This is a genomic window from Micromonospora peucetia, from assembly GCF_900091625.1.
Lineage (GTDB): Bacteria > Actinomycetota > Actinomycetes > Mycobacteriales > Micromonosporaceae > Micromonospora > Micromonospora peucetia.
On sequence record NZ_FMIC01000002.1, the window covers coordinates 3,862,391 to 3,882,801 of the forward strand.

A 20,411-nucleotide genomic window follows, 5' to 3' on the forward strand; every position below is an offset into this window, starting at 1 on the left:
GGCTCAGCGCCGGCCGTGTGGGTTGGCCAGCGGTCAGGCGGCGCGGCGGTGGGTCGTCTGACCGGGCCGGCTGGCCGGGCGTGCCAGGTGGACCGCGAAGGTGGTGACGAGCAGGGCCGCTCCACAGCCCGTGCAGGCCAACTCGGGGCAGTCGGCGCCGTGGCCGTCGACACACGGCGGTGCCTCGAACGGCTCGACGCCCTCACAGGTGTCGCAGTAGAGCTCGCGCTCCGACACGGGCGTCTCCTCTCGCTCCGGTCCCGCGGGGGTCTCGCACCCGCCTTGCGGGGATGCCGCACTTGACGGCGCGGCAGGGCTGGATGCCGCACCTGACGGCGCGGCAGGGCTGGATGCCGCACCCAAGGGCACGGCGGGGCTGGATGCCGCGCGCGGCGGCGCGGGACAATGTGTGAACTACTCAGCTGTAGTTTCCCACGCGGGTCCGACAACCTGTCGCGCCACCCGGCGGCACCCGGCGTTCAGAGGGAGCGCGCGACCTCGATCCAGCGGTCGAGGACGCGGGCGGCGGCCCCGGAGTCGACGGACTCGGCCGCCCGGTCCAGCCCGGCCCGCAGCGCCTCGGTGAGATCGCCGTCGAGCGGGCCCTGCGTGGCGAGCGCCGCCGCCGCGTTGACCAGGACGGCGTCACGCACCGGGCCGGTCTCGCCGGCCAGCAGCCGGCGGACCACGTCGGCGTTGAAGGCGGCGTCACCGCCGCGCAGGTCGGCCAGGGTAGCCCGGGGTACCCCGAGGTCGGCCGCGTCCAGCAGCGACTCCCTGACGACGCCGCCCTGGGCCGCCCAGACCCGGGTCGGCGCGGCGGTGGTGAACTCGTCCAGCCCGTCCTCGCCGCGCATCACCAGCACCGAGTCACCGCGTGCGGCGAAGACACCGGCCATCACCGCGGCCATCCGGGGGTCGAAGCAGCCGACCGCTGCGGCGCGGGGCCGCGCCGGGTTGGTCAGCGGGCCGAGGAAGTTGAACACGGTGGGCACGCCCAACTCCCGGCGTACCGGGCCGGTGTGCCGCATCCCCGGGTGGAACCGGGCCGCGAAGCAGAAGCCCATGCCGGCCTCGGCGACGCACCGGGCCACCCCCTCCGGACCCAGGTCGAGCGGCACGCCGAGGAACTCCAGCACGTCGGCGGTGCCGCACGAGGAGGAGGCCGCCCGGTTGCCGTGCTTGACCACGCGGACGCCGGCGCCGGCCACCACCAGCGAGGCCATGGTCGAGATGTTGACCGTGTGCGCGAGGTCACCACCGGTGCCGACAACGTCGAGGGCGGTGGCGCGCACCTCCTCGGGCAGCTCGACCGGGACCGCCTGGCCGAGCATCGCCTCCACCAGACCGGCCAGCTCGGCCGAGGTCTCGCCCTTGGCACGCAGCGCGACGACGAAGCCCGCCATCTGCGCCGGGGCGGCCGAGCCGGCCATGATCTCGCCCATCGCCCAGGCTGTGTCGGCGGTGGCGAGTTCCTCACCGCGCAGCAGCGCGTTGAGCAGGTGCGGCCAGGTCCGATCGCCCAAGGCGGGCCTCCCGAGCGTGCGAGATGCGGGTGGGATGGAACCGGCACCGGTCGGCCCGGCGCCGTGGCTGCCGGAGCGGGGGACGTCAGGCGGGTGCGTGCGTCCGCAACAGCTCGGCCACCGTGGTGCCGGTGGTCACCGGGTCGAGCGGGTGCACCAGGGTGGCGTCGACCTCGGCGTAGGCGGCGAGCCACCGGTCGGCGGCGCGGGCGATCACCACGCAGGTCGGGGGAGCGTCGTCCCGGTCGTCCTTGATCTGCCGGGCGATGCCGATGCCGCCGCCCGGGCTCGCCTCGCCGTCGAGCACGAGCAGGTCGATCTCGTAGTCGTCGACGAGCCGGATGCACTCGGCGTAGGTGGACGCGTCGACGAACTCGATCCGCAGACCGGGCGCGGGGCGCGGCCCGACGGCGAGCCGCATCTGGTTGCGGACCTCCGGGTCGTCGCTGTAGAGCAGGACGGTGCAAAGACGATCGCTCATGCCGGCACTCCGGTTCGTTCCGTGCCGTCGTGAGGCACCATCGCACTGATCTTGACGATTCGTTCGCTGCGCACACTCATTGGCTGGACTGGCTCCCACCTCGTAGCTGCCCGCTGATCGTACCGGTCCGGGTGAGGTGTGCGACGTCCGCCCGGGGGCGGCGTCGGGGCGTACCGCCGGTGGGGGTCAGGGTGCGGGTTCCGCGGCGCGCTGACGTGCCTCCTGGCGGTCCAGGTCGCGGTCGATGCGGCGGGCCTCCCGCTCGGCCTGTCGCATCCACTGCACGACCAGTACGGCCAGCATGGTCACGCTGACGAACTCGCCGCCGGCCCAGAGGATGCCGCCCGCGAGCACCTGGTCCTCCCACGGGTCCGACCAGGTCAGCCCGAGCGACGGGTACCAGTCGCCGCCGAACAGCGTGCTGCTCTGCATGATGGTGAGCCCGAGCACGGTGTGGAACGGCACGGAGAGCAGCATCAGCAGCGCCCGGGCCGGGTACGGCCAGCGCCCCGGCAGCGGGTCGAGGCCGAGCAGCGGCCAGAAGAACACACAGCCGGTCATGATGAAGTGCGCGTGCACGACCTCGTGCGCCCACACGTTCTCCAGCGTGTAGCGGTACAGGTCGGTGAAGTAGAGCGCGAACGGGTTCACCACGAAGATGGCGAACGCCACCAGCGGGAAGCTGTAGATGCGTGCGATCCGGCTGTGCACGATCGCCAGCAGCCGCTTGCGGGGCCGTAGCGGCAGGGTGCGCAGGGCCAGCGTCACCGGCGCGCCCAGCGCGAGGAAGATCGGCGAGATCATGGAGAGCACCATGTGCTGGACCATGTGCACCGACAGCAGCGCCGTGTCGTACGCGTGCAGGCCGCTGACGGTGACCGCCGCGATGCCGCCGAGGCCGGGGCCGAGGAAGAAGACCGTCCTGGCGATCGGCCACCGGTCGCCCCGGACCCGCAGCCGGTGCACCCCGTAGAGGTAGACGCCGGCTGCCAGCACCAGGCCGACGGCGAGCCAGCTGTCCAGCTTGGTCTCGGTGAACACCGAGGTCACGGTGAACGGCGGCGGGGTGGCCGCGGTCGCCACCGGCGCGGCGAGGGCGGCTGCGGCGGAGATCGGATCGGCGTGCAGCACGCTTTTCAGCCTAGGCCAGGCGAACCGGACTGCCCCGATCGGGCTGTGGTTGGCACGGGTTTGGCCCCCCGCTGATCGCCGGCCCCGGTCAAGGGCAATAATGACCGCGTGACTGCGGCCCCAGCCATTGACAAGAGCCGGATCCACTCTCTGACACGACCCAACATGGTCAGCGTCGGGACGATCGTGTGGCTCTCCAGTGAACTCATGTTCTTCGCGGCGCTGTTCGCGATGTACTTCTCCATCCGCGCGGCGGCACCGGAGCAGTGGGCGGAGCACACCGCTCACCTCAACATCCCCTACGCGACCACCTTCACGGTGATCCTGGTGTTGTCCTCGGTGGCCTGCCAGATCGGCGTGTTCGCCGCCGAGAAGGGTGACGTCCACGCGCTGCGGCGCTGGTTCACGATCACCTTCGTGATGGGCCTGATCTTCGTCCTCGGCCAGCTCAACGAGTACCGCGAGCTGGTGCACGCGGGCATCAAGATCAACGCCGACGGTTACGGGTCGATGTTCTACCTGACCACCGGGTTCCACGGCCTGCACGTGGCCGGCGGTCTGGTCGCCTTCGTCATCTTCATGATCCGCACCACCATGGGCCGGTTCACGCCGGCGCAGGCCACGTCGGCGATCGTCGTGTCCTACTACTGGCACTTCGTCGACGTCGTGTGGATCGGGCTCTACGTCATGATCTACTGGCTTCAGTGATCTTGGCGCGTCACGAACCGCGCCGCTGCTCCGTCCCCTGAGACAAGGTCTAACCGGTTAAGGACACAGGTCATGACTTCTGACAACGACCGCCGACGCGGTCTGCTCGCGCGGCTGCGCGAGCGGCCCGCAGCGCGCAGCAGGGGCCGCCGCCGGCTGGGCGCCGCGGTCCGGCTGTTCGCCGCGCTGATGCTGGCCGGCGGCGCCTACACCGTCTTCGCCCCCGGCGTGCAGGCGCAGGACGCCCCGCTCACCGGCGCCGCCGCGGAGGGCAAGGCGCTGTTCGACGTGAGCTGTGTGACCTGTCACGGTCGCAACGCCCAGGGCGTCGAGGGGCGCGGGCCGAGCCTGATCGGCGTCGGCGCGGCCTCGGTCGAGTTCCAGGTCAGCTCCGGCCGCATGCCGATGGCTCGCCAGGAGGCCCAGGCCCAGCGCAAGCCGGAGCTCTTCACCGACGAGGAGACCCGCCAGCTCGCGCAGTTCATCCAGGAACTCGGCGGCGGCCCGGAGGTGCCCGACGGTGAGAACCTGCACTCGGACGGCAACATCGCCGCCGGCGGCGAGCTGTTCCGGATCAACTGTGCGCAGTGCCACGCCTTCGGCGGTGGCGGCGGCGCCCTGTCCTCCGGCAAGTACGCGCCGAGCCTGAAGCCGGCCACCGACCGGCAGATCTACGCCGCCATGCTGAGCGGCCCGCAGAACATGCCGGTCTTCGGTGACAACCAGATCTCCCCGGACCAGAAGGCGGACCTCATCGCCTACATCCAGGAGACCCTGAACCACGACAAGGACCCGGGCGGGTTCAACCTCGGTCGGTACGGGCCGTCCACCGAGGGCATCGTGATTTTCCTGGTAGGCATCGTCGCACTCGTCTTCGCGAGCCTGTGGATTGCGGGCAAGTCGTGACCGGGCGGCTCATCCGATTCAGTGCTGTGGTGCCGCAGCCCGGCACCGCGCGTAGCGAGGTGAGGGCATGACCACGCACACCGAGCACCAGGCCCAGCCGGCCCGGGAGCCGCTCGACGTGAACACCCCCGGGCTCAGCCAGTTCGACATCGTCCGCGAGGGCGCGCGCCGGGACGACATCGAGATCGTCCACTACGAGGCGCAGGTCGCGCCGGGCAGCAAGGCCGAGCGCCGGCTGACCCGTACCGTCGCGTCGTTCTTCCTGCTGACCGGACTGGCGGCGACCGCCTTCCTGGTGATCTACATCTGGTGGCCGTGGGAGTACGCCCCCGGCAGCGGCGGCGACAAGTGGTACACCCCGCTGCTCGGCGTCACCCTCGGCGTGGCCCTGCTCGGCATTGGCTTCGGCATCCTGACCTGGGGCAAGAAGCTGTTGCCGAAGGAGGTCTCGATCCAGGACCGGCACGAGGGTGCCGTCTCGGAGGATGACCGGATCATCACCGGCCAGACGATGCTCTACATGGCCGACGAGTTGGGCGTGAAGCGCCGGCCGCTGCTCGGCATCTCGCTGCTGGCCGGTCTCGCGCCGGTCGGCGCGGTCGTCGCGGCGCCCCTGGTCGGCGGCCTGATCTCCCAGCCGCACAAGAACAACCAGATGTTCACCACCGGGTTCGCCCCGGGCGAGGGCGGCGCGAAGATCCGGCTGGTCCGCGAGGACGGCCGGCCGGTCCGCCCGGCGGACGTCAGCGCGGGCGGTCAGATCACCGTCTTCCCCGGCATCGACCACGGCGTGAGCAACCTGCACGCGGACTCGCCGGCCCTGCTGATCCACCTGCGGGAGGGCGACGCGCAGGAGTCGCTCCGGGCCAACGAGCGGGTCGGGCACGGCGACTACATGTGGGGCAACTACGCCGCCTACTCGAAGATCTGCACGCACGCCGGCTGCCCGGCGAGCCTGTACGAGCAGCAGACCAACCGCCTGCTCTGCCCGTGCCACCAGTCGCAGTTCCTGATCACCGACAACGCCCGGCCCATCTTCGGCCCGGCCAGCCGTCGGCTGCCGCAGCTGCCGATCGAGGTGGACTCCGAGGGCTACTTCGTGGCCAAGTCCGACTACACCGAGACCGTCGGGCCCGACTTCTGGGAGCGGCCGTGAAGCGGCGCAAGTTTGAGATGGCAGCTGTGCCGGGCAACGCCGCCCGGGGGGTGGACGACCGTTTCCAGGTGGCCACCCCGCTGCGCCGGGTGCTGAACAAGGTCTTCCCGGACCACTGGTCCTTCCTGCTCGGCGAGATCGCGCTCTTCTCGTTCGTCGTCCTGCTGCTGACCGGGGTCTTCCTGACCTTCTTCTTCGAGCCGGCGATGACCGAGGTGGTCTACAACGGCAGCTACGCCCCGCTGCGGGGCACGCCGATGTCGGCCGCGTACGCCTCCAGCCTGGACATCTCGTTCGACGTCCGCGGTGGCCTGATCATGCGGCAGATGCACCACTGGTCGGCGCTGCTGTTCATGGCCGCCATCGTGGTGCACATGCTCCGGGTGTTCTTCACCGGCGCGTTCCGCAAGCCGCGTGAGACCAACTGGATCATCGGCTCGCTGCTGTTCTGGGTCGGCTTCCTCGCCGGCTTCACCGGCTACTCCCTGCCGGACGACGGCCTTTCCGGCACCGGCCTGCGGATCGCCTCGGCGATCATGCTGTCCATCCCGGTGATCGGCTCCTGGGTCACCTCGTCGGTCTTCGGCGGGGAGTTCCCCGGCACGATCATCATCAGCCGGTTCTACATCGCCCACGTGCTGCTCGTCCCGGGCCTGCTGCTCGCGCTGATCGGCGCCCACCTGGGCCTGGTCTTCAAGCAGAAGCACACCCAGTGGCCCGGCCCCGGGCGGACCAACGGCAACGTGGTCGGCGAGCGGATGTTCCCCCGCTACGCGATCAAGCAGGGCGGCTTCTTCATGGTCGTCTTCGGCGTGATCGCGCTGTTGGGCGGCCTGTTCCAGATCAACCCGATCTGGCTGTTCGGCCCGTACGAGGCGTGGGTGGTCTCGGCCGCCAGCCAGCCCGACTGGTACGTCATGTTCCTCGACGGCTCGACCCGTCTGATGCCGGCTTGGGAGATCAACATCCCGATCGGCGACGGATACGTGATCCCGCCGCTGTTCTGGCCGACGGTCGTGCTGCCGGGCATCCTGGTCGGCATGTCGACGCTCTACCCGTTCCTGGAGGCCCGGCGCCTCAAGGACAACCGGAGCCACAACCTGCTCCAGCGGCCCCGGGACGTGCCGGCCCGGACCGGCCTGGGCGCGATGGCGCTGGCCTTCTTCGTCGTGCTGACCCTCTCGGGCGCCAACGACGTCATCGCCGACAAGTTCCAGATCAGCCTGAACGCGATGACCTGGGCCGGCCGGGTCGGCCTGCTGCTCCTGCCGCCACTGGCGTACTACGTCACCTACCGGATCTGCCTGGGTCTCCAGCAGCACGACCGGGAGGTGCTCGCCCACGGTGTCGAGACCGGCATCATCCGGCGCCTGCCGGACGGCCGGTTCGAAGAGGTGCACCAGCCGCTCGCGGCGGCGGACGGGCACGGCGACGGCCACGGCGCGCTGCCGTACGCCGGCTGGGTCGTGCCGAAGAAGATGAACCGGCTCGGCGCCCTCGGCCCGGCCATCCGGGGCTTCTTCTACCCGATCGAGAAGCCGGCCGAGGCGCCGGTCTCGCCGGGCCACCCGCCGGTCGAGCCTCGACCGGAGCGGGAGGAGATCGGCAGCGGCGACAGCCGCGGCTGATCCCGCGACACCCCCGACGTGGCGCCCACCGGAGTTCTCCGGTGGGCGCCACGTCCGTTTCCGCCCTCCGACACCTCGACACGGGCGTGTCGGTCGTCGCCTCCCCCGTCGGGGGATCGCAGGAATAACCCCGGCCAGCCGGGTATCCGTGCGGTCCAACGTCTCAAGGGGGGGAAGTATGTTGGGTATCAAACGCCTCGGCCTGCTGGCCGCGCTGGTGCTGGTGGGAATGGCGCCAGCCGCGGCGGCACAGGCCGCGGTGCAGCCGTCACAGCAGGACACCCAGTATCTGCAGGCACTGCACCAGGTGAACCTGTTCGAGATCACCGCGGGTGACCTGGCCCAGCAGAAGGGCCAGGACCAGGGGGTCAAGGATCTGGGTGCCCGGCTCAAGACGGACCACACCCAGCTCGACCAGACGGTGCAGCAGACCGCGTCGCAGCTCGGTGTGGAGTTGCCGGCCGATCCCACCGCGGATCAGCAGTCCGTCATCGACCAGCTGAACAACGCCAGCGGCGAGGAGTTCGACCGGCTCTGGGTGACCAGCGAGCTGGCCGGCCACGTCCAGGCCATCCAGGCCACCCAGACGGAGATCTCGCAGGGCTCCGAACAGTCGGTGGTCCAGCTGGCCCAGACCGCCCTGCCGACCCTGCAGGCGCACTACGACGCGCTGGTGCAGCTGGCGGAGCAGTTGGGCATCCCGGTGCCGCAGACCAGCGCCAGCGGCACCCCGAGCCCGGGCGGCACGACGCCGGCCCCGGGTGGCACCAGCACCGAGACCCCGGCTCCGGGTGGCACCACCGAGACCCCGGCTCCGGGCGGCACCACCGAGTCACCGGCTCCGGGTGGCACCTTCGAGACGCCGGCTCCCGCACAGAGCTGACGTCACCGCACCACGGCCGGCCCATCCTCCAGGGATGGGCCGGCCGTTTCGTAGCCGTGCCGGGCCGCGACAACCGGCCCGGCGTCCGCGTCAGTCGGCGTTCGCGAGGCCGATCGCGAACGCCTCCTCCAGGTCGTGCTGGGAGTACGCCCGGAAGGCGATGTGCGACTCGGTGCCGAGCACCCCCGGCACCTTGGAGATGCTGCCGGCGATCACCTGGGCGATCTGGTCGAACTCCCGGACCCGGACCATCGCGATCAGGTCGACGTGGCCGGCCACCGAGTAGACCTCGCTGACGCCGGGCAGGTTGGCCAGGTTCTCGGCCACCTCGGGGATCGAGTCGGTGGCACAGTCGATCAGCACGATCGCGGTGATCACGGGGCATTTCTCCGTTCGTCGGCGTCGTCGCCCATGCTAGATGTTTCCCCGGCCCGAGGTCGGTGGTGTGCCGTGCACGGTGAGGACGGTGCCGGCGCGGACCGCGTCACGGAGGCGCTCGGCGGGGCCGACGGTGGCGCCGGGCCAGACGACCGCCCGCTCCACGTCGCCGTGGACGACCGCGCCCGCGCCGATCACCGCCGCCCGGCAGCGGCCGGTCACCGTGGCCGTCGGGTCCACCAGGTTGTCGCCGCCGGCGGCGTGCAGGTTGGCGGCCAGGTAGTCGGCCGGGGTGCCGGTGTCGTAGAATGTGCCGGGGTACGCCACGACGGTCAGCGCGCCGGCCGCCTCCGCCGGGCGCCAGAGCGCCCGGACGAGGTCGCCGAACCCGGCCGGCAGCTCCCGCACCAGCCGCCACGGCAGCAGCGAGAAGCCGGTGAACACGTGGCCGTCGAAGGTGCCCGGTGCCGCCGGGTCGGCGGCGGGCTGCCCGAGCAGGCGTACGGAGTCGCCGTCCCAGTCGCGCAGCAGCGCGGCGATGTCGGGACCGGGTGGCCGGTCCGGGTCGGCGAGGTAGGCGTCGGCGTTGCCGACCAGGACACCGCGCCCGGCGATCCACTCCCGCAGGTTCGCCACCCCGCCGGCGGTGCCGAGCGGGTCGCCCGGCTCCACCGACAGGTGGGCGCGGCCCCCGACATGCTCGACGACCTGGTCGCCGAGGTAGCAGGCGTTGACGGCGACCCGGCCGGGCCCGACCAGGCCGAGGCCGGCCAGCCGGTCCAGCGCCCGGTCGAGCAGCGGCACGTTGCCCACCGGGCAGAGCGCCTTGGGCAGCCGCTCGGTCAGTGGCCGCAGCCGGGTGCCCTCGCCAGCGGCGAGCACCACCGCGCAGACCTCGGCCCGGCCGGCGGTCACGGTCGCGCCGTGGCCTCTCCCGGCGGCGGTGGCCCCGCCGTCGGCGGCCCGGCCGGCGGTCATGGCTTCGCGTCGGGCACCGGTGGCGGGAACTGCCCGGCCAGCGGCCCGATGTCGTAGTACGCGAGCAGCCGGGCCGTCGGCCAGGTCAGCTTGGGCAGATCGTCCAGCGGGTGCCAGGCGGCCTCGAAGACCTCGGCGCCGTCGACCTTCAGCTCGGTCGTCGACGCCGGCACCTCGGCGGTGAACACGACGTCCACCCAGCCCTTGGCGTGCACCACGGCGTTCGGGACGGCGGGGCTCAACTGCCGGGGCGAGAGCCGGACGCCGGACTCCTCGTGCAGTTCCCGGGCCGCGCCCACCACCGGGGCCTCGCCCTTCTGCAACAGGCCGGCGGGCAGCCCCCAGGCCCTGCCGGGCGGCTGGCGCAGCAGCAGCAGCCGGCCCGGCCCCTCGGCCTCGCTGTCCCGGACCAGGGTGACCGCGCCGACGATGTACTTCGGCACGGCCAGCCGGACCAGGCGGCGGCGTACCGGCAACGGCAGCCGGTAGAAGACCTGATAGGCGATGGCCCGGCCGGTGGCACGCGAGCGGGGGATCATGCGTCCAGGCTAGTGGCCGTGAGGAACGTCCGGACCACCCGGGCCACAGCGGTCACTGCCGGTGGTCCACCAGGTCGATCAGCTGGCGTACGACGGTGTCCGGCTCGATCACCCGGTCGAAGACCGCGACCAGCAGCGTCTCCAGGTCGGGGTAGCCCAGTTCCTCCGACAGCCGCAGCAGCGGCAGGTCGCTGGCCAGGCCCCGGTCGTGCTTGCGCAGGGCCAGCCCGATGGTGGCCCGGCCGAGGCGGACCTTGTCGGTGATGGAGATGCCCGGCTCGGTGTGCTCGGCGAACCACCTGCTGATCTGCATCTGCGCCTGCGGCGACTTGACGAAGCCGAGCCACTCCCGGCGCGGCCCGCGCGGGGCGACGTCGGCGTCGAAGCCGTTCGCCGAGTCGGTCTCGGTGAAGATCTCCACCACGTCGCCCTCGTCCAGTTCGGAGGAGAGCGGAGCCAGCCGGCCGTTGATCCGTGCCGCGAGACAGTGGTCGCCCCGCTCGGTGCCCAACTCGTACGCCAGGTCGACGGGGGTCGCCCCGGCGGGCAGCACGAGCTGTTGCCCGTCGGCGAAGACCTGGATCTGCGCCTCGGCGAGGTCGCAGCGTAGCGATTCGAGGAACTGCGCCGGGTCGGTGGTGTCCTGCTCCCAGTCGAGCACCCGGCGCAGCCAGTCAAGCTGCTCCGCGCGGGCGGCGGACCTACCGCCCCGGGCAGCGGTCGCGCCGCCTCCGGAGCGCGGGAAGCGGAAGTCGGCGGCTACGCCGTACTCCGCCGAGCGGTGCATCTCCACGGTGCGGATCAGCACCTCCACGGTGCGGTTCTTCGGCCCGCAGACGCTGGTGTGCAGGGACCGGTAGAGGTTGTTCTTGGGGGAGGCGATGAAGTCCTTGAACCGGCCGGGCACCGGCCGCCACACCCCGTGGATCGCGCCGAGCGCCGCATAGCAGTCGGTTGCCGGGCCGTCCACCACGATCGCGATGCGGGGCAGGTCGAAAGGGGTGCCGTGGCCACCGGCCACGGTGTCCTTCCAGATCGAGTAGAGGTGCCGGGGGCGGGGGGTCACCGCCGCGTCCACCTGGCTGCGGCGCAGGGCCGACTTCGCCCGGGCGACCACCTCGTCGAGGTACGCGTTCCAGCCCGGCCGGTCGTGCACGTGCCGGGCGATCTGGGCGTGCTCGTCGGGCTCCAGGTGCAGCAGCACCACGTCGTCGAGTTCGCGCTTGAGCGTCTGGATGCCCAGCCGGTCGCAGAGCGGGACCAGGACTTCCTGCGTCTTGCGGGCGATCCGCTCCCGGGACGCGGCGGACCGGACGCCCAGGGTGCGCATGTTGTGCAGCCGGTCGGCCAGCTTGATGATCAGGACCCGGACGTCCTTGCCGGCCGCGATGATCATCTTGCGGATCGTCTCGGCTTCGGCGGCCTTGCCGTAGAACGCCTTGTCGAACTTGGTCACCCCGTCGACCAGGTGCGCCACCTCCGGCCCGAAGTCCTCGGCGAGCGCCTGGAGGGTGTAGCGGGTGTCCTCCACGGTGTCGTGCAGCAGCGCGGCGACCAGGGTGATGGCGTCCATGCCGATCTCGGCACAGATCTGGGCCACCGCCAGCGGGTGGGTGATGTAGGGCTCGCCGCTCTTGCGGAACTGCCCGCGGTGCATGTTCTCCGCGATGGTGTAGGCCCGGCGCAGCACGGAGGGCTCGGTGCCGGGATGGATCGTCCGGTGGGTCCGGACAAGCTGGCTGACCGGGTCGGTGTCGGCGGTGGGCCAGCTCAGCAGCGAGCGCAGCCGGCGGGCCAGCGGCAGCTCGCCCGGTTGGGTCGGAAGGGCGCCCCCCAGAGCGGCGCCGCTTCCGGCGTCGACGTCCACGTGGGACACCTCCTCACCCCGGCCCCACGGCCGCCGACACCCGGCAACCGGGAGCAGGCCCACGAAACGGGCAGGACTGCACTTCTCCAACAGCCTAAGGGAGTCGAGGTAGTCCGATCGGTCACTTGGTCATGGGCGTTCGGTCGAGCTTTGCTGAGACGCGGCTTTCTCGGCCTTGCTCAGCAGGTCGCGGAAGCGGCCCGCACCGGCCACCGGGGACGCCCATCCGGAGGACATCTCCACCAGCCGGGTCTCCGGTCTTTCCAACCAGGACAGGACGCGCTCGGTCTCCTCGGCCGAGGCACGCGGGACCGGGCCGTGGCCGGGCAGGACTGTCTCGGCGGTCGCCCGGATCGCGGTGATCGTCGGTCGGGGGTGGACCCCGGGTGGTGAGACGCCCGCCCCGGCCAGCCGGCCGTGCCGCACCAGCGCCAGCTCCCAGCCGCCGTGGGCCGCCGGACGTGCCGCGACCAGCTCGGCGATCCCGGTCAGCGCGGTCAGCCGCTGCATCCGCACGGTCGCCCGCAGCACCGCCGCCAGCCGGGACCGGGCCACCGCCGCCTCCTCGTAGCGCCGGGCATCAGAGAGCGCGTCGATCCGGGCGAGCAGGGCGTCGACCACCGGTTGCGGGTCGGTGGCGGTGGCGGTGCGGAACGGCGCCACCGCGCGGTCGTCGTACTCCTCGGGGGAGATCCGGTGCTCGCAGGGCGCCGGGCAGCGGCCCAGCTCGGCCAGCGCGCAGGCCGGCGTGACCGTGCGCAGCGAGAGCCGGTGGGTGCACTGGCGCAGCGGGACGGCGTCGTGGAAGCCGGCGGCGGCCAGCTCCGCCGCTCGGCGGGAGCTGAACGGGCCGAGGTATGCGGCGTCGCCGGGGGCGATGGCCCGGACCACCGACAGCCGGGGGTACGGCCCGTCGGTCAGCTTCAGCCAGAGCACCCGCTCCGGGAACTTCGACCGCCGGTTGTACGGCGGGGCGTGCGCCCCGATCAACCGCAGTTCGCGGACCTCCGCCTCCAGCGAGTGGGCACACTCCACTGCCTCCACCCGCTCCGCCGCGGCGAGCATCTCGGAGATCCGGGCCCGCTTCTCCGACGCGGTGAAGTAGCTGCGCACCCGGGTGGCGATGTCGCCGGAGGTGCCGACGTAGAGCGGCCGGTCGTCGGCGGCCCGGAAGATGTAGACCCCCGGCGCCCTGGGCAGCCCCTCGGCCAGGTGCCGCTTGCGCCGCTGGGTCGGGGTGACCGCCCGGGCGAACTCGATGGCGTCGCCGACGGTGTCGACCCGGTGCCCGCCCAGCCGGGCGATCAGCCCGTGCAGCACGTCGACGGTGGCCCTGGCGTCGTCGAGCGCCCGGTGGGTCGGCTGGGTGGCGGTGCGGAAGTAGGCCGCGAGCGTGCCCAGCTTGCGGTTGGGCACCTCGTCGCGGGTCAGCACCCGGCGGGCCAGCGCGGCGGTGTCCAGCACCCGCGGGTTGGGCCAGCGGTAGCCGTGCTTCGCGCAGGCGGCCTTGAGGAAGCCCACGTCGTAGGGGGCGTTGTGGGCGACCAGCACGGCGTCGGTGACGAACTCCAGGAAGCTCGGCAGCACCTGCTCGATCGGCGGGGCCGGCACCAGCATGGCCTCGGTGATGCCGGTGAGCACGGTGATGAACGGCGGGATGGGCACGCCGGGGTTGACCAGGGTGGCCAACACGCCCAACTCCTCGCCGCCGCGTACCTTCACCGCGCCGATCTCGGTGATCCCGCCCCCGTCCGGTGAGCCACCGGTGGTCTCCAGGTCGACCACCACGAACGTCGTCGCGTACAGCGGCAGCGCCGGGTCGATCCCGCCCGCGCCCGGGACGAAACCGGCCAGCGGCTCCTGGACGTACTCGGTCTGTGCCATCGGCGGCACGCTAGCGTTCCGGTCCGACACTCCTGTCCCACCGGCATCAGACGTGGCCACCGGTCTAGGATGAGAGATCGGCTCACTCACCGGGCGGTGGGCCCGGTCGCGGTGGGAGACTTGCCACATGCCCCTCACCGAGCCGCACGACGACCGCCTCCAGCAGGAGGAACCGGTCGACGCTGCGCGCGACGTCGGTGAGGGCGGTCCCGACGTCGGTGAGGGCGCCCCCGACGAGGTCAGCCTGCCCGAGCCGGAGCCCGTCCTGCCCGAGCCGGTCCGGCAGCGGATCGTGGCGCTCACCGCGACGGTGCTGCCCGGGCTGCCCGCCGACGAGGTGCCGGTGCCGTTGCGCCGGGTCGCCAAGTTCGCCCCCAACCGCCGGGCGCGGCTCGGCGCCCCGGCGATCGCCGCCCAGCTCACCGCGGATCCGTTGTTCCGGCAGCGGATCACCGCCCGGGTCCTCGCCGACACCGGCGACCTGGGCGCCGCGGTGCTGGAGGGCACCGCGCCGGCCGCCGCCGACCCGGTCGAGGTGGCGGCGCTGGCCTACCTGGCCAGGCCCCGCGGCTGGCGGGAGCTGATCGAGGCCAGCGGGGCGGCGGTCCGCGCCGAGGCCGACAGCGCGGTCGTTGCCGAACTGGTCCGCGAGGCCGAGCAGCGGGCCACCCGCGCCGAGCACGACCGGGCGGTGGCTCGGGTCGAGGCGGAGAAACTCCGCGACGAGCTGGCCCGGGTCCGCGAGGAGCTCGGTCAGCTGCGCGAGGAGGGCCGGCAGCTGACCCGGTCGCTGCGCGAGACGCAGGCCCGCGAACGCAAGGCCACCGAGCTGCTCGCCACCGAGCGGGGGCGGGCCACCCGGGCGGCGGCCGACGTCGACGCCGAGCTGCGCCGGGTCCGGGCCCGGCTGGCCGAGGCCGAGGCGGCGGCGGGGGTCGCCCGGACCAGCGCCAAGGAGGCCCGCTCGGTCGACGACGCCCGGCTCTGGCTGCTGCTGGAGACCATCGGGCAGGCCGCCGTCGGGCTGCGCCGCGAGTTGGCGCTCGACCCGGTCGACAAGCTGCCCGCGGATTTCGTCGCCGACGCGTTCGCCGACCAGTCCGGCACCACGCCGGCCGGCACCGCGGCCCGGGCCCGGGACACCGACGACCCGGCCCGCCTCGACCAGCTGCTCGCCCTGCCCCGGGCGCACCTCGTCGTCGACGGCTACAACGTGACCAAGCGTGGCTTCGGCGAGATGTCCCTGGAGCAGCAGCGCAAGCGGCTGATCACCGGCCTGGGCGGGATCGCCGCGCAGACCGGCGACGAGGTCACGGTCGTCTTCGACGGCGCCGAACGGATGCACGGGCTGCCGCCCACGCCGCGCGGCGTGCGGGTGCTCTTCTCCCGCAAGGGGGAGACCGCCGACGAGCTGATCCGGCGCCTGGTCCGCGCCGAGCCGCCGGGCCGCCCGGTGGTGGTGGTCTCCTCGGACCGCGAGGTCGCCGACGGCGTACGCCGGCACGGCGCGTACCCGCTCGGCGCCGACTCGCTGCTGCGCCGGTTGTCCCGGTCCTGATCGGGGTGCTTGATCGCTTTCGAGCCGTCCGCGACCGGTTGTCCCTTTTCTGTCGTACCCCGCGCCTAGCGTCGTGGTGACCGACGGTGGTCGGGCGGCGACGCAGGTGTCCCGTCCGTCGCCGCAGCGCATCAGGAGGCGAGATGCTCATCGACTGCGACGGGTGTGGTGTCCGGGGCGACGGCTGCGCGGGCTGCCTGGTGACCGCGCTGTTCGACGATTCGTCCCCGGCCGCCGGGCTGGGCGGTCCCGAGGCCCGGGCGATCGAGGTGTTCGCCCGGGCCGGTTTCGAGGTGGAGGTGCTGCCCGAGCCCCGGCCGGCGCGACGCCCCGCCCGGCGCCGCCGCGCCGCGTGACGCGCCCGCTGCCGTGACGCGCCCGCTGCCGTGACGCGCCCGCTGCCGTGACGCGCCCGCTGCCGTGACGCGCCCGCTGCCGTGACGCGCCCGCTGGCTGTCACGGCCCGCTGGCCGTGCCGGCCGGCCTGGTTGGCGGTGGCCGGTGTAGCGGTCCCCGCCCGTGGGGGGCGCGCCGCTGCGGGCGGCGGCCTCCTCGACGGGCCGGGACACCGGTGGGCCGGGGTGGCACCGGCGGCGGGGCAGCGATCGAGGCGGGCAATAGGATGGGCGGTCACGGCGGAGGGAGCGGCGGCATGACGCGGGTACGGCGCGGTGGTGACAGCCCCGACGCGATCGGCGACGCGGCGCCGGGAAGGCCGCGGTGACCCCGCGCGGCTGGGCGTTGCTCACCCTCGCCGGGCTGACCCTCGCCCTCCTCGTCGCCGCGGCGCTGCTGATCCCGTGGCACCGGCCGCCGGCTCCCCGGGCCGACCAGCTTGCCGCGCTGGGCGACCTCCCCGCCGACCAGGTGGCCCGCGGCCGGGAGTTCCGGTCCGCGCTGCGCCCCGCCGGCTGGACCGCCGTCGCCGTCGGCCTGCTGGTGGCCCTGCTGCTCGGCCTGACCCCGCTGGGCAGCCGGCTCGTCGAGCTGGCCGGCCGTCCGTTCGGTGGCCACTGGGCCGCCCAGGCCGTGCTCGGCGGGCTCGCCGTGGTGCTCGTCGCCGACCTGGTGACCCTCCCGTTCGCCGCCTGGCGCCAGTCCATGCTCACCCGCTACGGGCTGAGCACCAACGGCTGGAGCGGCTGGACGGTCGACCTGCTCAAGTCGTACGCGGTCAGCGCGGTCATCGGCGCGGTGGCGCTGCTCGGCTTCTACACCGTCATCCGGCTGTCGCCGCGCTGGTGGTGGGCGTTCGGCGCGGCCGGGGCGGCAACCCTGGTGGTGCTGCTCTCCTTCGTGCTGCCGGTGCTCGTGGAGCCGGTCTTCAACAGGTTCACCCCGATGGAGCAGGGCCCACTGCGCACCCAGCTGACGGAAATGGCGGCCCGCGACGGAGTTCCGGTGCGCGACGTGCTGGTCGCCGACGCGTCGCGGCGTACGAGGGCCGTGAACGCGTACGTCTCGGGGCTCGGTCCGACCCGGCGGGTGGTGGTCTACGACACGCTGCTGCGCGAGGCGACGCCGGCCGAGGTGACCGCCGTGGTGGCACACGAGCTGGGGCACGCCAAGGACCGGGACGTGGCGGTCGGCACGCTGACCGGGGCGCTGGGCGCCGCCGCCGCGGTGGTCGCCCTCTACCTGCTCGGCTCGTCCGGCCCGCTGCTGCGGCTGGCCGGCGTCGAATCGGTCGCCCAGCCGCGCGCGTTTCCCCTGCTGGTCGCCCTGGTGACGGTGGCCGGGCTGGTCTCCGCGCCGGCGCAGGCGCTGATGTCACGGCGGGTGGAGGCGCGCGCCGACGCGCACGCGCTCGCGCTGACCGGCGACCCGGCCGCCTTCGAGGCGATGCAGCGCCGGCTCGCCGGCATCAACCTCGCCGACCCCGATCCGCCGCGCTGGGAATACCTCTACTCCGCCACGCACCCGTCCACGGTCGAGCGGATGGCCGCCGCCCGCGCCCACGCCAGGGAGGCCGGCCGATGAGCCGTACGCTGCTGATCACCAACGACTTCCCGCCCCGCCCCGGCGGGATCCAGTCCTTCGTGCACAACCTCGCGGTGCGCCAGCCCGCCGGGTCGGTGGTCGTCTACGCCTCGACCTGGCGCGGCGCGGAGAAGTTCGACGCCGACCAGCCGTTCGAGGTGGTACGGGACCGCAGCCGGGTACTGCTGCCCACCCCGCGGGTCGCCCGACGGGCCGCGCGGCTGGCGCGGGCGTACGACTGCGACACCGTGTGGTTCGGCGCGGCGGCCCCCCTCGGGCTGCTCGCCGCGGGCCTGCGCCGCCGGACGGGCATCCGCCGGGCGGTGGCGCAGACCCACGGGCACGAGGTCGGCTGGGCCGCGCTGCCGGCCGCCCGGGCCGCGTTGCGCCGGATCGGGCGCGGCGTCGACGTGACGACCTACCTGGGCGAGTACACCCGGGTACGGCTGGAGCGGGCGCTGCACGGGGTGACCGAGCTGCACCGGCTGGCCCCCGGAGTGGACGTGGACGCCTACCACCCGTCGGTCGACGGCGAACCGGTCCGGCTCCGGCTCGGACTGGCCGACCGCCCCGTGGTGGTCTGCGTGTCCCGGCTGGTGCCCCGCAAGGGACAGGACATGCTGATCCGGGCGATGCCCGAGATCCGTCGCCGGGTGCCCGACGCCGCGCTCCTGGTGGTCGGGGGCGGGCCCTACCGGGCCACCCTGGAGAAGCTGGCCCGCCAGACGGGCGTCGAGCGGGACGTGGTCTTCACCGGCTCGGTGCCGTCGGCCGACCTGCCGGCCCACTACGCCGCCGGCGACGTCTACGCCATGCCCTGCCGCACCCGCAACCGTGGCCTGGACGTCGAGGGGCTCGGGATCGTCTACCTGGAGGCTTCCGCGACCGGCCTGCCGGTGGTCGCCGGCGACTCCGGCGGTGCGCCGGACGCGGTCCGCGAGGGCGAGACCGGGTTCGTGGTCCGCGGCCGGGACGCCGCCCAGCTCGCCGACCGGGTGGCCACGCTGCTCGCCGACCGGGACCTGGCCCGCCAGTTCGGTGCGGCCGGTCGCGCCTGGGTGGAGCGGGAGTGGCGCTGGGAGGCGCAGGCACAGCGGATGGCCGCCCTGCTCGCCGGCTGACGGCGTCCCGGCGCGGGCGACCGGTCAGCGCAGGCGGGCCAGGACGCGCTCGGCGGAGTCCGGGCGGCCGAAGTGCCAGCCCTGGCCGGCGTCGCAGCCGATCGCCCGCAGCCGTTCCGCCTGCCCGGCGGTCTCCACGCCCTCGGCGGTGACGGTCAGGTCCAGTGCGTGCGCCAGCGAGACGAGCGAGGCGAGGATCCGCTCGTCGGCCCGGGCCTCCGGCGCCCGCAGCCCGGCCACGAACTGCCCGGCCACCTTCAGCTCGGTCACCGGAAGGTCCCGCAGGTACGCCAGGTTGGAGTAGCCGGTGCCGAAGTCGTCGATGGCGATCCGGACGCCGAGGTCGGCGAGCACCCGCAGTGCCCGGACCGGCTCCTCGGCGGTGCTCATCATGGTGCTCTCGGTGATCTCCAGCTGGAGCCGGTCCGGCGACAGCCCGGTGTGCCGCAGCAGCGCGCGCACCTCCTGGACGAGGCCGGCGCGGCGCACCTGCCGTACGGCCAGGTTGACACTGACGAACGGTGCCGGCCCGGTGCCGGCCGTCCAGCTCTCGGCCTGCCGGCACGCCTCGGCCAGCACCCACCCGCCCAGCGGGACGATCAGCCCGGTCTCCTCGGCCAGCCCGATGAAGCTGTCGGGCCGCAGCACGCCCAGCTCCGGGTGCCGCCAGCGCACCAGGGCCTCCATGCCGAGCACCCGGCCGTCGCGCAGTGAGGTCAGCGGCTGGAACTCGAGGTAGAACTCGCCCCGTTCCAGTGCGGCGGGGATGGCCGCGGAGAGCGCGTACCGGGCCAGGTCCCGGCGGTCCCGGTCGGCGTCGTAGAGCGCCCAGCGGGCGCCACCGGCGGCCTTCGCCCAGTGCAGCGTGCTGTCGGCCGCCCGCATCAGGTCACCGGGGGAGGTGCCGGCGACCGCCCGTTCGACGATGCCGATGCTCGCCGAGACGCTCAGCTCGTGCCCGTCCACCAGCACCGGCTCCCGTACCGCCGCGAGTGCGGCCTCGGCCACGGCGACGGCGTCGTCGGTGCCGGTGGTGCCCTCGACCAGGACGACGAACTCGTCCCCGCCGAGCCGGGCGACCAGGTGCCCGTCGAGGGCCAGCCGGAGCCGGTCCGCCATGGCCACCAGCAGCCCGTCGCCGACCTGGTGCCCGTGCGAGTCGTTGACCACCTTGAAGCGGTCCAGATCCAGGAAGCAGACGCCGAGGCGTCCCTCGTCGCGGGCCGGCGAGTCGATGGCCGCGCTGAGGCGCTCCGTCAACAGGGCGCGGTTGGGCAGGTCGGTCAGCGGGTCGTGGGTGGCCTGGTGGCGGAAGCGCGTCTCGCTGCTGCGCAGCGCCCGCTCCGCCTCCGCCCGGGCGGTCATCGCGGCCCGGCGGATCGACTCCTGCTCGTCCAGTGTCCGGTCCCGCAGCGCGCGGGCGTACCCGGTGGTCACGGCAGCCAGCAGCCGGGCCAGCCGGTCCTCGACCTCTTCGTCGACCAGCCCGAGGTCACGGACCAGTCGGAGCTGGACGACCTCGACCGTACGACCCAGCGCCTCGGCCGAGGCGATGTGCGCGGCCACCAGTTCCGTGCCCACCCGGTGCCCGACCCGCAGGTCGATCGGCTCGGCCAGCAGCGCCGCCGCGAGCTGCTCGGTGAGGCGTTGCAGCAGTGCCTCGAGCTGGGCCTGGGTCATCGGCAGG

At 73.3% G+C, this 20,411-nt stretch carries 19 protein-coding genes; 9 read left to right on the forward strand and 10 right to left on the reverse strand.

Annotation, left to right across the window (positions count from 1 at the left end; genetic code table 11):
* Positions 1-33 precede the first annotated feature (33 nt).
* The 4 genes from GA0070608_RS18055 to GA0070608_RS18070 all read right to left on the reverse strand — a co-directional run bounded on the left by GA0070608_RS18055 (position 34) and on the right by GA0070608_RS18070 (position 3,138).
* Positions 34-237 (reverse strand): hypothetical protein, encoded by a 204-nt coding sequence (locus GA0070608_RS18055; RefSeq protein ID WP_091629551.1) that lies wholly within the window; start codon positions 235-237, stop codon positions 34-36.
* Positions 238-479: 242 nt separating this feature from the next.
* Positions 480-1,526, reverse strand: a complete 1,047-nt coding sequence (trpD, locus tag GA0070608_RS18060; protein ID WP_091629553.1) for an anthranilate phosphoribosyltransferase — start codon at positions 1,524-1,526, stop codon at positions 480-482.
* A gap of 85 nt (positions 1,527-1,611) precedes the next feature.
* On the reverse strand, positions 1,612-2,007 hold the full coding sequence (locus GA0070608_RS18065; protein WP_091629556.1) for a response regulator: 396 nt from the start codon (positions 2,005-2,007) through the stop codon (positions 1,612-1,614).
* Positions 2,008-2,193: 186 nt separating this feature from the next.
* Entirely contained in the window at positions 2,194-3,138 is a 945-nt protein-coding gene (locus GA0070608_RS18070; RefSeq protein ID WP_245715826.1) for a cytochrome c oxidase assembly protein, read from the reverse strand.
* Positions 3,139-3,246: 108 nt separating this feature from the next.
* On the opposite strand from GA0070608_RS18070, the gene ctaE reads away from it, so the two are divergent.
* The 5 genes from ctaE (at position 3,247) to GA0070608_RS18095 (ending at position 8,419) form a co-directional block, all read left to right on the forward strand.
* On the forward strand, positions 3,247-3,846 hold the full coding sequence (ctaE, locus tag GA0070608_RS18075) for an aa3-type cytochrome oxidase subunit III (protein ID WP_176733753.1): 600 nt from the start codon (positions 3,247-3,249) through the stop codon (positions 3,844-3,846).
* Between the two features lie 72 nt (positions 3,847-3,918).
* Positions 3,919-4,752 carry a cytochrome bc1 complex diheme cytochrome c subunit gene (qcrC, locus tag GA0070608_RS18080; protein WP_091629562.1) on the forward strand — a complete coding sequence of 278 codons (834 nt, stop codon included), beginning with the start codon at positions 3,919-3,921 and terminating at the stop codon, positions 4,750-4,752.
* A gap of 67 nt (positions 4,753-4,819) precedes the next feature.
* Positions 4,820-5,908, forward strand: a complete 1,089-nt coding sequence (qcrA, locus tag GA0070608_RS18085; protein ID WP_091629564.1) for a cytochrome bc1 complex Rieske iron-sulfur subunit — start codon at positions 4,820-4,822, stop codon at positions 5,906-5,908.
* Positions 5,905-7,536, forward strand: a complete 1,632-nt coding sequence (gene qcrB / locus GA0070608_RS18090; protein WP_091629566.1) for a cytochrome bc1 complex cytochrome b subunit — start codon at positions 5,905-5,907, stop codon at positions 7,534-7,536. The genes qcrA and qcrB overlap by 4 nt, the downstream gene beginning before the upstream one ends.
* A 178-nt stretch (positions 7,537-7,714) precedes the next feature.
* On the forward strand, positions 7,715-8,419 hold the full coding sequence (locus tag GA0070608_RS18095; protein WP_091629568.1) for a DUF4142 domain-containing protein: 705 nt from the start codon (positions 7,715-7,717) through the stop codon (positions 8,417-8,419).
* Positions 8,420-8,509: 90 nt separating this feature from the next.
* Here GA0070608_RS18095 and GA0070608_RS18100 read toward each other — a convergent pair whose 3' ends face one another.
* The 5 genes from GA0070608_RS18100 to GA0070608_RS18120 form a co-directional block, all read right to left on the reverse strand.
* Positions 8,510-8,797, reverse strand: a complete 288-nt coding sequence (locus GA0070608_RS18100) for an Lrp/AsnC family transcriptional regulator (protein ID WP_091629571.1) — start codon at positions 8,795-8,797, stop codon at positions 8,510-8,512.
* A 36-nt stretch (positions 8,798-8,833) separates the two neighbouring features.
* Positions 8,834-9,775 carry a nucleotidyltransferase family protein gene (locus tag GA0070608_RS18105; protein ID WP_411970715.1) on the reverse strand — a complete coding sequence of 314 codons (942 nt, stop codon included), beginning with the start codon at positions 9,773-9,775 and terminating at the stop codon, positions 8,834-8,836.
* On the reverse strand, positions 9,772-10,314 hold the full coding sequence (locus GA0070608_RS18110) for an NUDIX domain-containing protein (protein ID WP_091629573.1): 543 nt from the start codon (positions 10,312-10,314) through the stop codon (positions 9,772-9,774). The genes GA0070608_RS18105 and GA0070608_RS18110 overlap by 4 nt, the downstream gene beginning before the upstream one ends.
* Positions 10,315-10,366: 52 nt before the next feature.
* Complete coding sequence (locus GA0070608_RS18115) at positions 10,367-12,181, reverse strand: RelA/SpoT family protein (protein WP_091629576.1); 1,815 nt, start codon at positions 12,179-12,181, stop codon at positions 10,367-10,369.
* A gap of 129 nt (positions 12,182-12,310) precedes the next feature.
* Entirely contained in the window at positions 12,311-14,065 is a 1,755-nt protein-coding gene (locus tag GA0070608_RS18120; protein ID WP_091635415.1) for a DEDD exonuclease domain-containing protein, read from the reverse strand.
* Between the two features lie 127 nt (positions 14,066-14,192).
* Between GA0070608_RS18120 and GA0070608_RS18125 the strand changes: the two genes are divergently transcribed.
* From GA0070608_RS18125 to GA0070608_RS18140, 4 genes are all read left to right on the forward strand, one after another.
* Positions 14,193-15,623 carry an NYN domain-containing protein gene (locus GA0070608_RS18125; protein ID WP_091629579.1) on the forward strand — a complete coding sequence of 477 codons (1,431 nt, stop codon included), beginning with the start codon at positions 14,193-14,195 and terminating at the stop codon, positions 15,621-15,623.
* A 143-nt stretch (positions 15,624-15,766) separates the two neighbouring features.
* Positions 15,767-15,979 (forward strand): hypothetical protein, encoded by a 213-nt coding sequence (locus tag GA0070608_RS18130; RefSeq protein ID WP_091629581.1) that lies wholly within the window; start codon positions 15,767-15,769, stop codon positions 15,977-15,979.
* 364 nt (positions 15,980-16,343) lie between these two features.
* Positions 16,344-17,603, forward strand: coding sequence for a M48 family metallopeptidase (locus tag GA0070608_RS18135; RefSeq protein ID WP_091629583.1), 1,260 nt, complete (start codon positions 16,344-16,346; stop codon positions 17,601-17,603).
* Positions 17,600-18,724, forward strand: a complete 1,125-nt coding sequence (locus GA0070608_RS18140; protein WP_091629585.1) for a glycosyltransferase family 4 protein — start codon at positions 17,600-17,602, stop codon at positions 18,722-18,724. The genes GA0070608_RS18135 and GA0070608_RS18140 overlap by 4 nt, the downstream gene beginning before the upstream one ends.
* Positions 18,725-18,748: 24 nt before the next feature.
* Here GA0070608_RS18140 and GA0070608_RS18145 read toward each other — a convergent pair whose 3' ends face one another.
* Positions 18,749-20,404, reverse strand: a complete 1,656-nt coding sequence (locus GA0070608_RS18145) for a putative bifunctional diguanylate cyclase/phosphodiesterase (protein ID WP_091635420.1) — start codon at positions 20,402-20,404, stop codon at positions 18,749-18,751.
* Between the last annotated feature and the right edge of the window lie 7 nt (positions 20,405-20,411).

Bases quoted from the DNA above. Each gene is read 5' to 3' on its own strand.
- GA0070608_RS18065 (WP_091629556.1), bottom strand. From the start codon at position 2,007: ATGAGCGATCGTCTTTGCACCGTCCTGCTCTACAGCGACGACCCGGAG.
- qcrC (WP_091629562.1), top strand. From the start codon at position 3,919: ATGACTTCTGACAACGACCGCCGACGCGGTCTGCTCGCGCGGCTGCGC.
- qcrA (WP_091629564.1), top strand. From the start codon at position 4,820: ATGACCACGCACACCGAGCACCAGGCCCAGCCGGCCCGGGAGCCGCTC.
- GA0070608_RS18095 (WP_091629568.1), top strand. From the start codon at position 7,715: ATGTTGGGTATCAAACGCCTCGGCCTGCTGGCCGCGCTGGTGCTGGTG.
- GA0070608_RS18105 (WP_411970715.1), bottom strand. From the start codon at position 9,775: ATGACCGCCGGCCGGGCCGCCGACGGCGGGGCCACCGCCGCCGGGAGA.
- GA0070608_RS18110 (WP_091629573.1), bottom strand. From the start codon at position 10,314: ATGATCCCCCGCTCGCGTGCCACCGGCCGGGCCATCGCCTATCAGGTC.
- GA0070608_RS18120 (WP_091635415.1), bottom strand. From the start codon at position 14,065: ATGGCACAGACCGAGTACGTCCAGGAGCCGCTGGCCGGTTTCGTCCCG.
- GA0070608_RS18125 (WP_091629579.1), top strand. From the start codon at position 14,193: ATGCCCCTCACCGAGCCGCACGACGACCGCCTCCAGCAGGAGGAACCG.
- GA0070608_RS18130 (WP_091629581.1), top strand. From the start codon at position 15,767: ATGCTCATCGACTGCGACGGGTGTGGTGTCCGGGGCGACGGCTGCGCG.
- GA0070608_RS18140 (WP_091629585.1), top strand. From the start codon at position 17,600: ATGAGCCGTACGCTGCTGATCACCAACGACTTCCCGCCCCGCCCCGGC.
- GA0070608_RS18145 (WP_091635420.1), bottom strand. From the start codon at position 20,404: ATGACCCAGGCCCAGCTCGAGGCACTGCTGCAACGCCTCACCGAGCAG.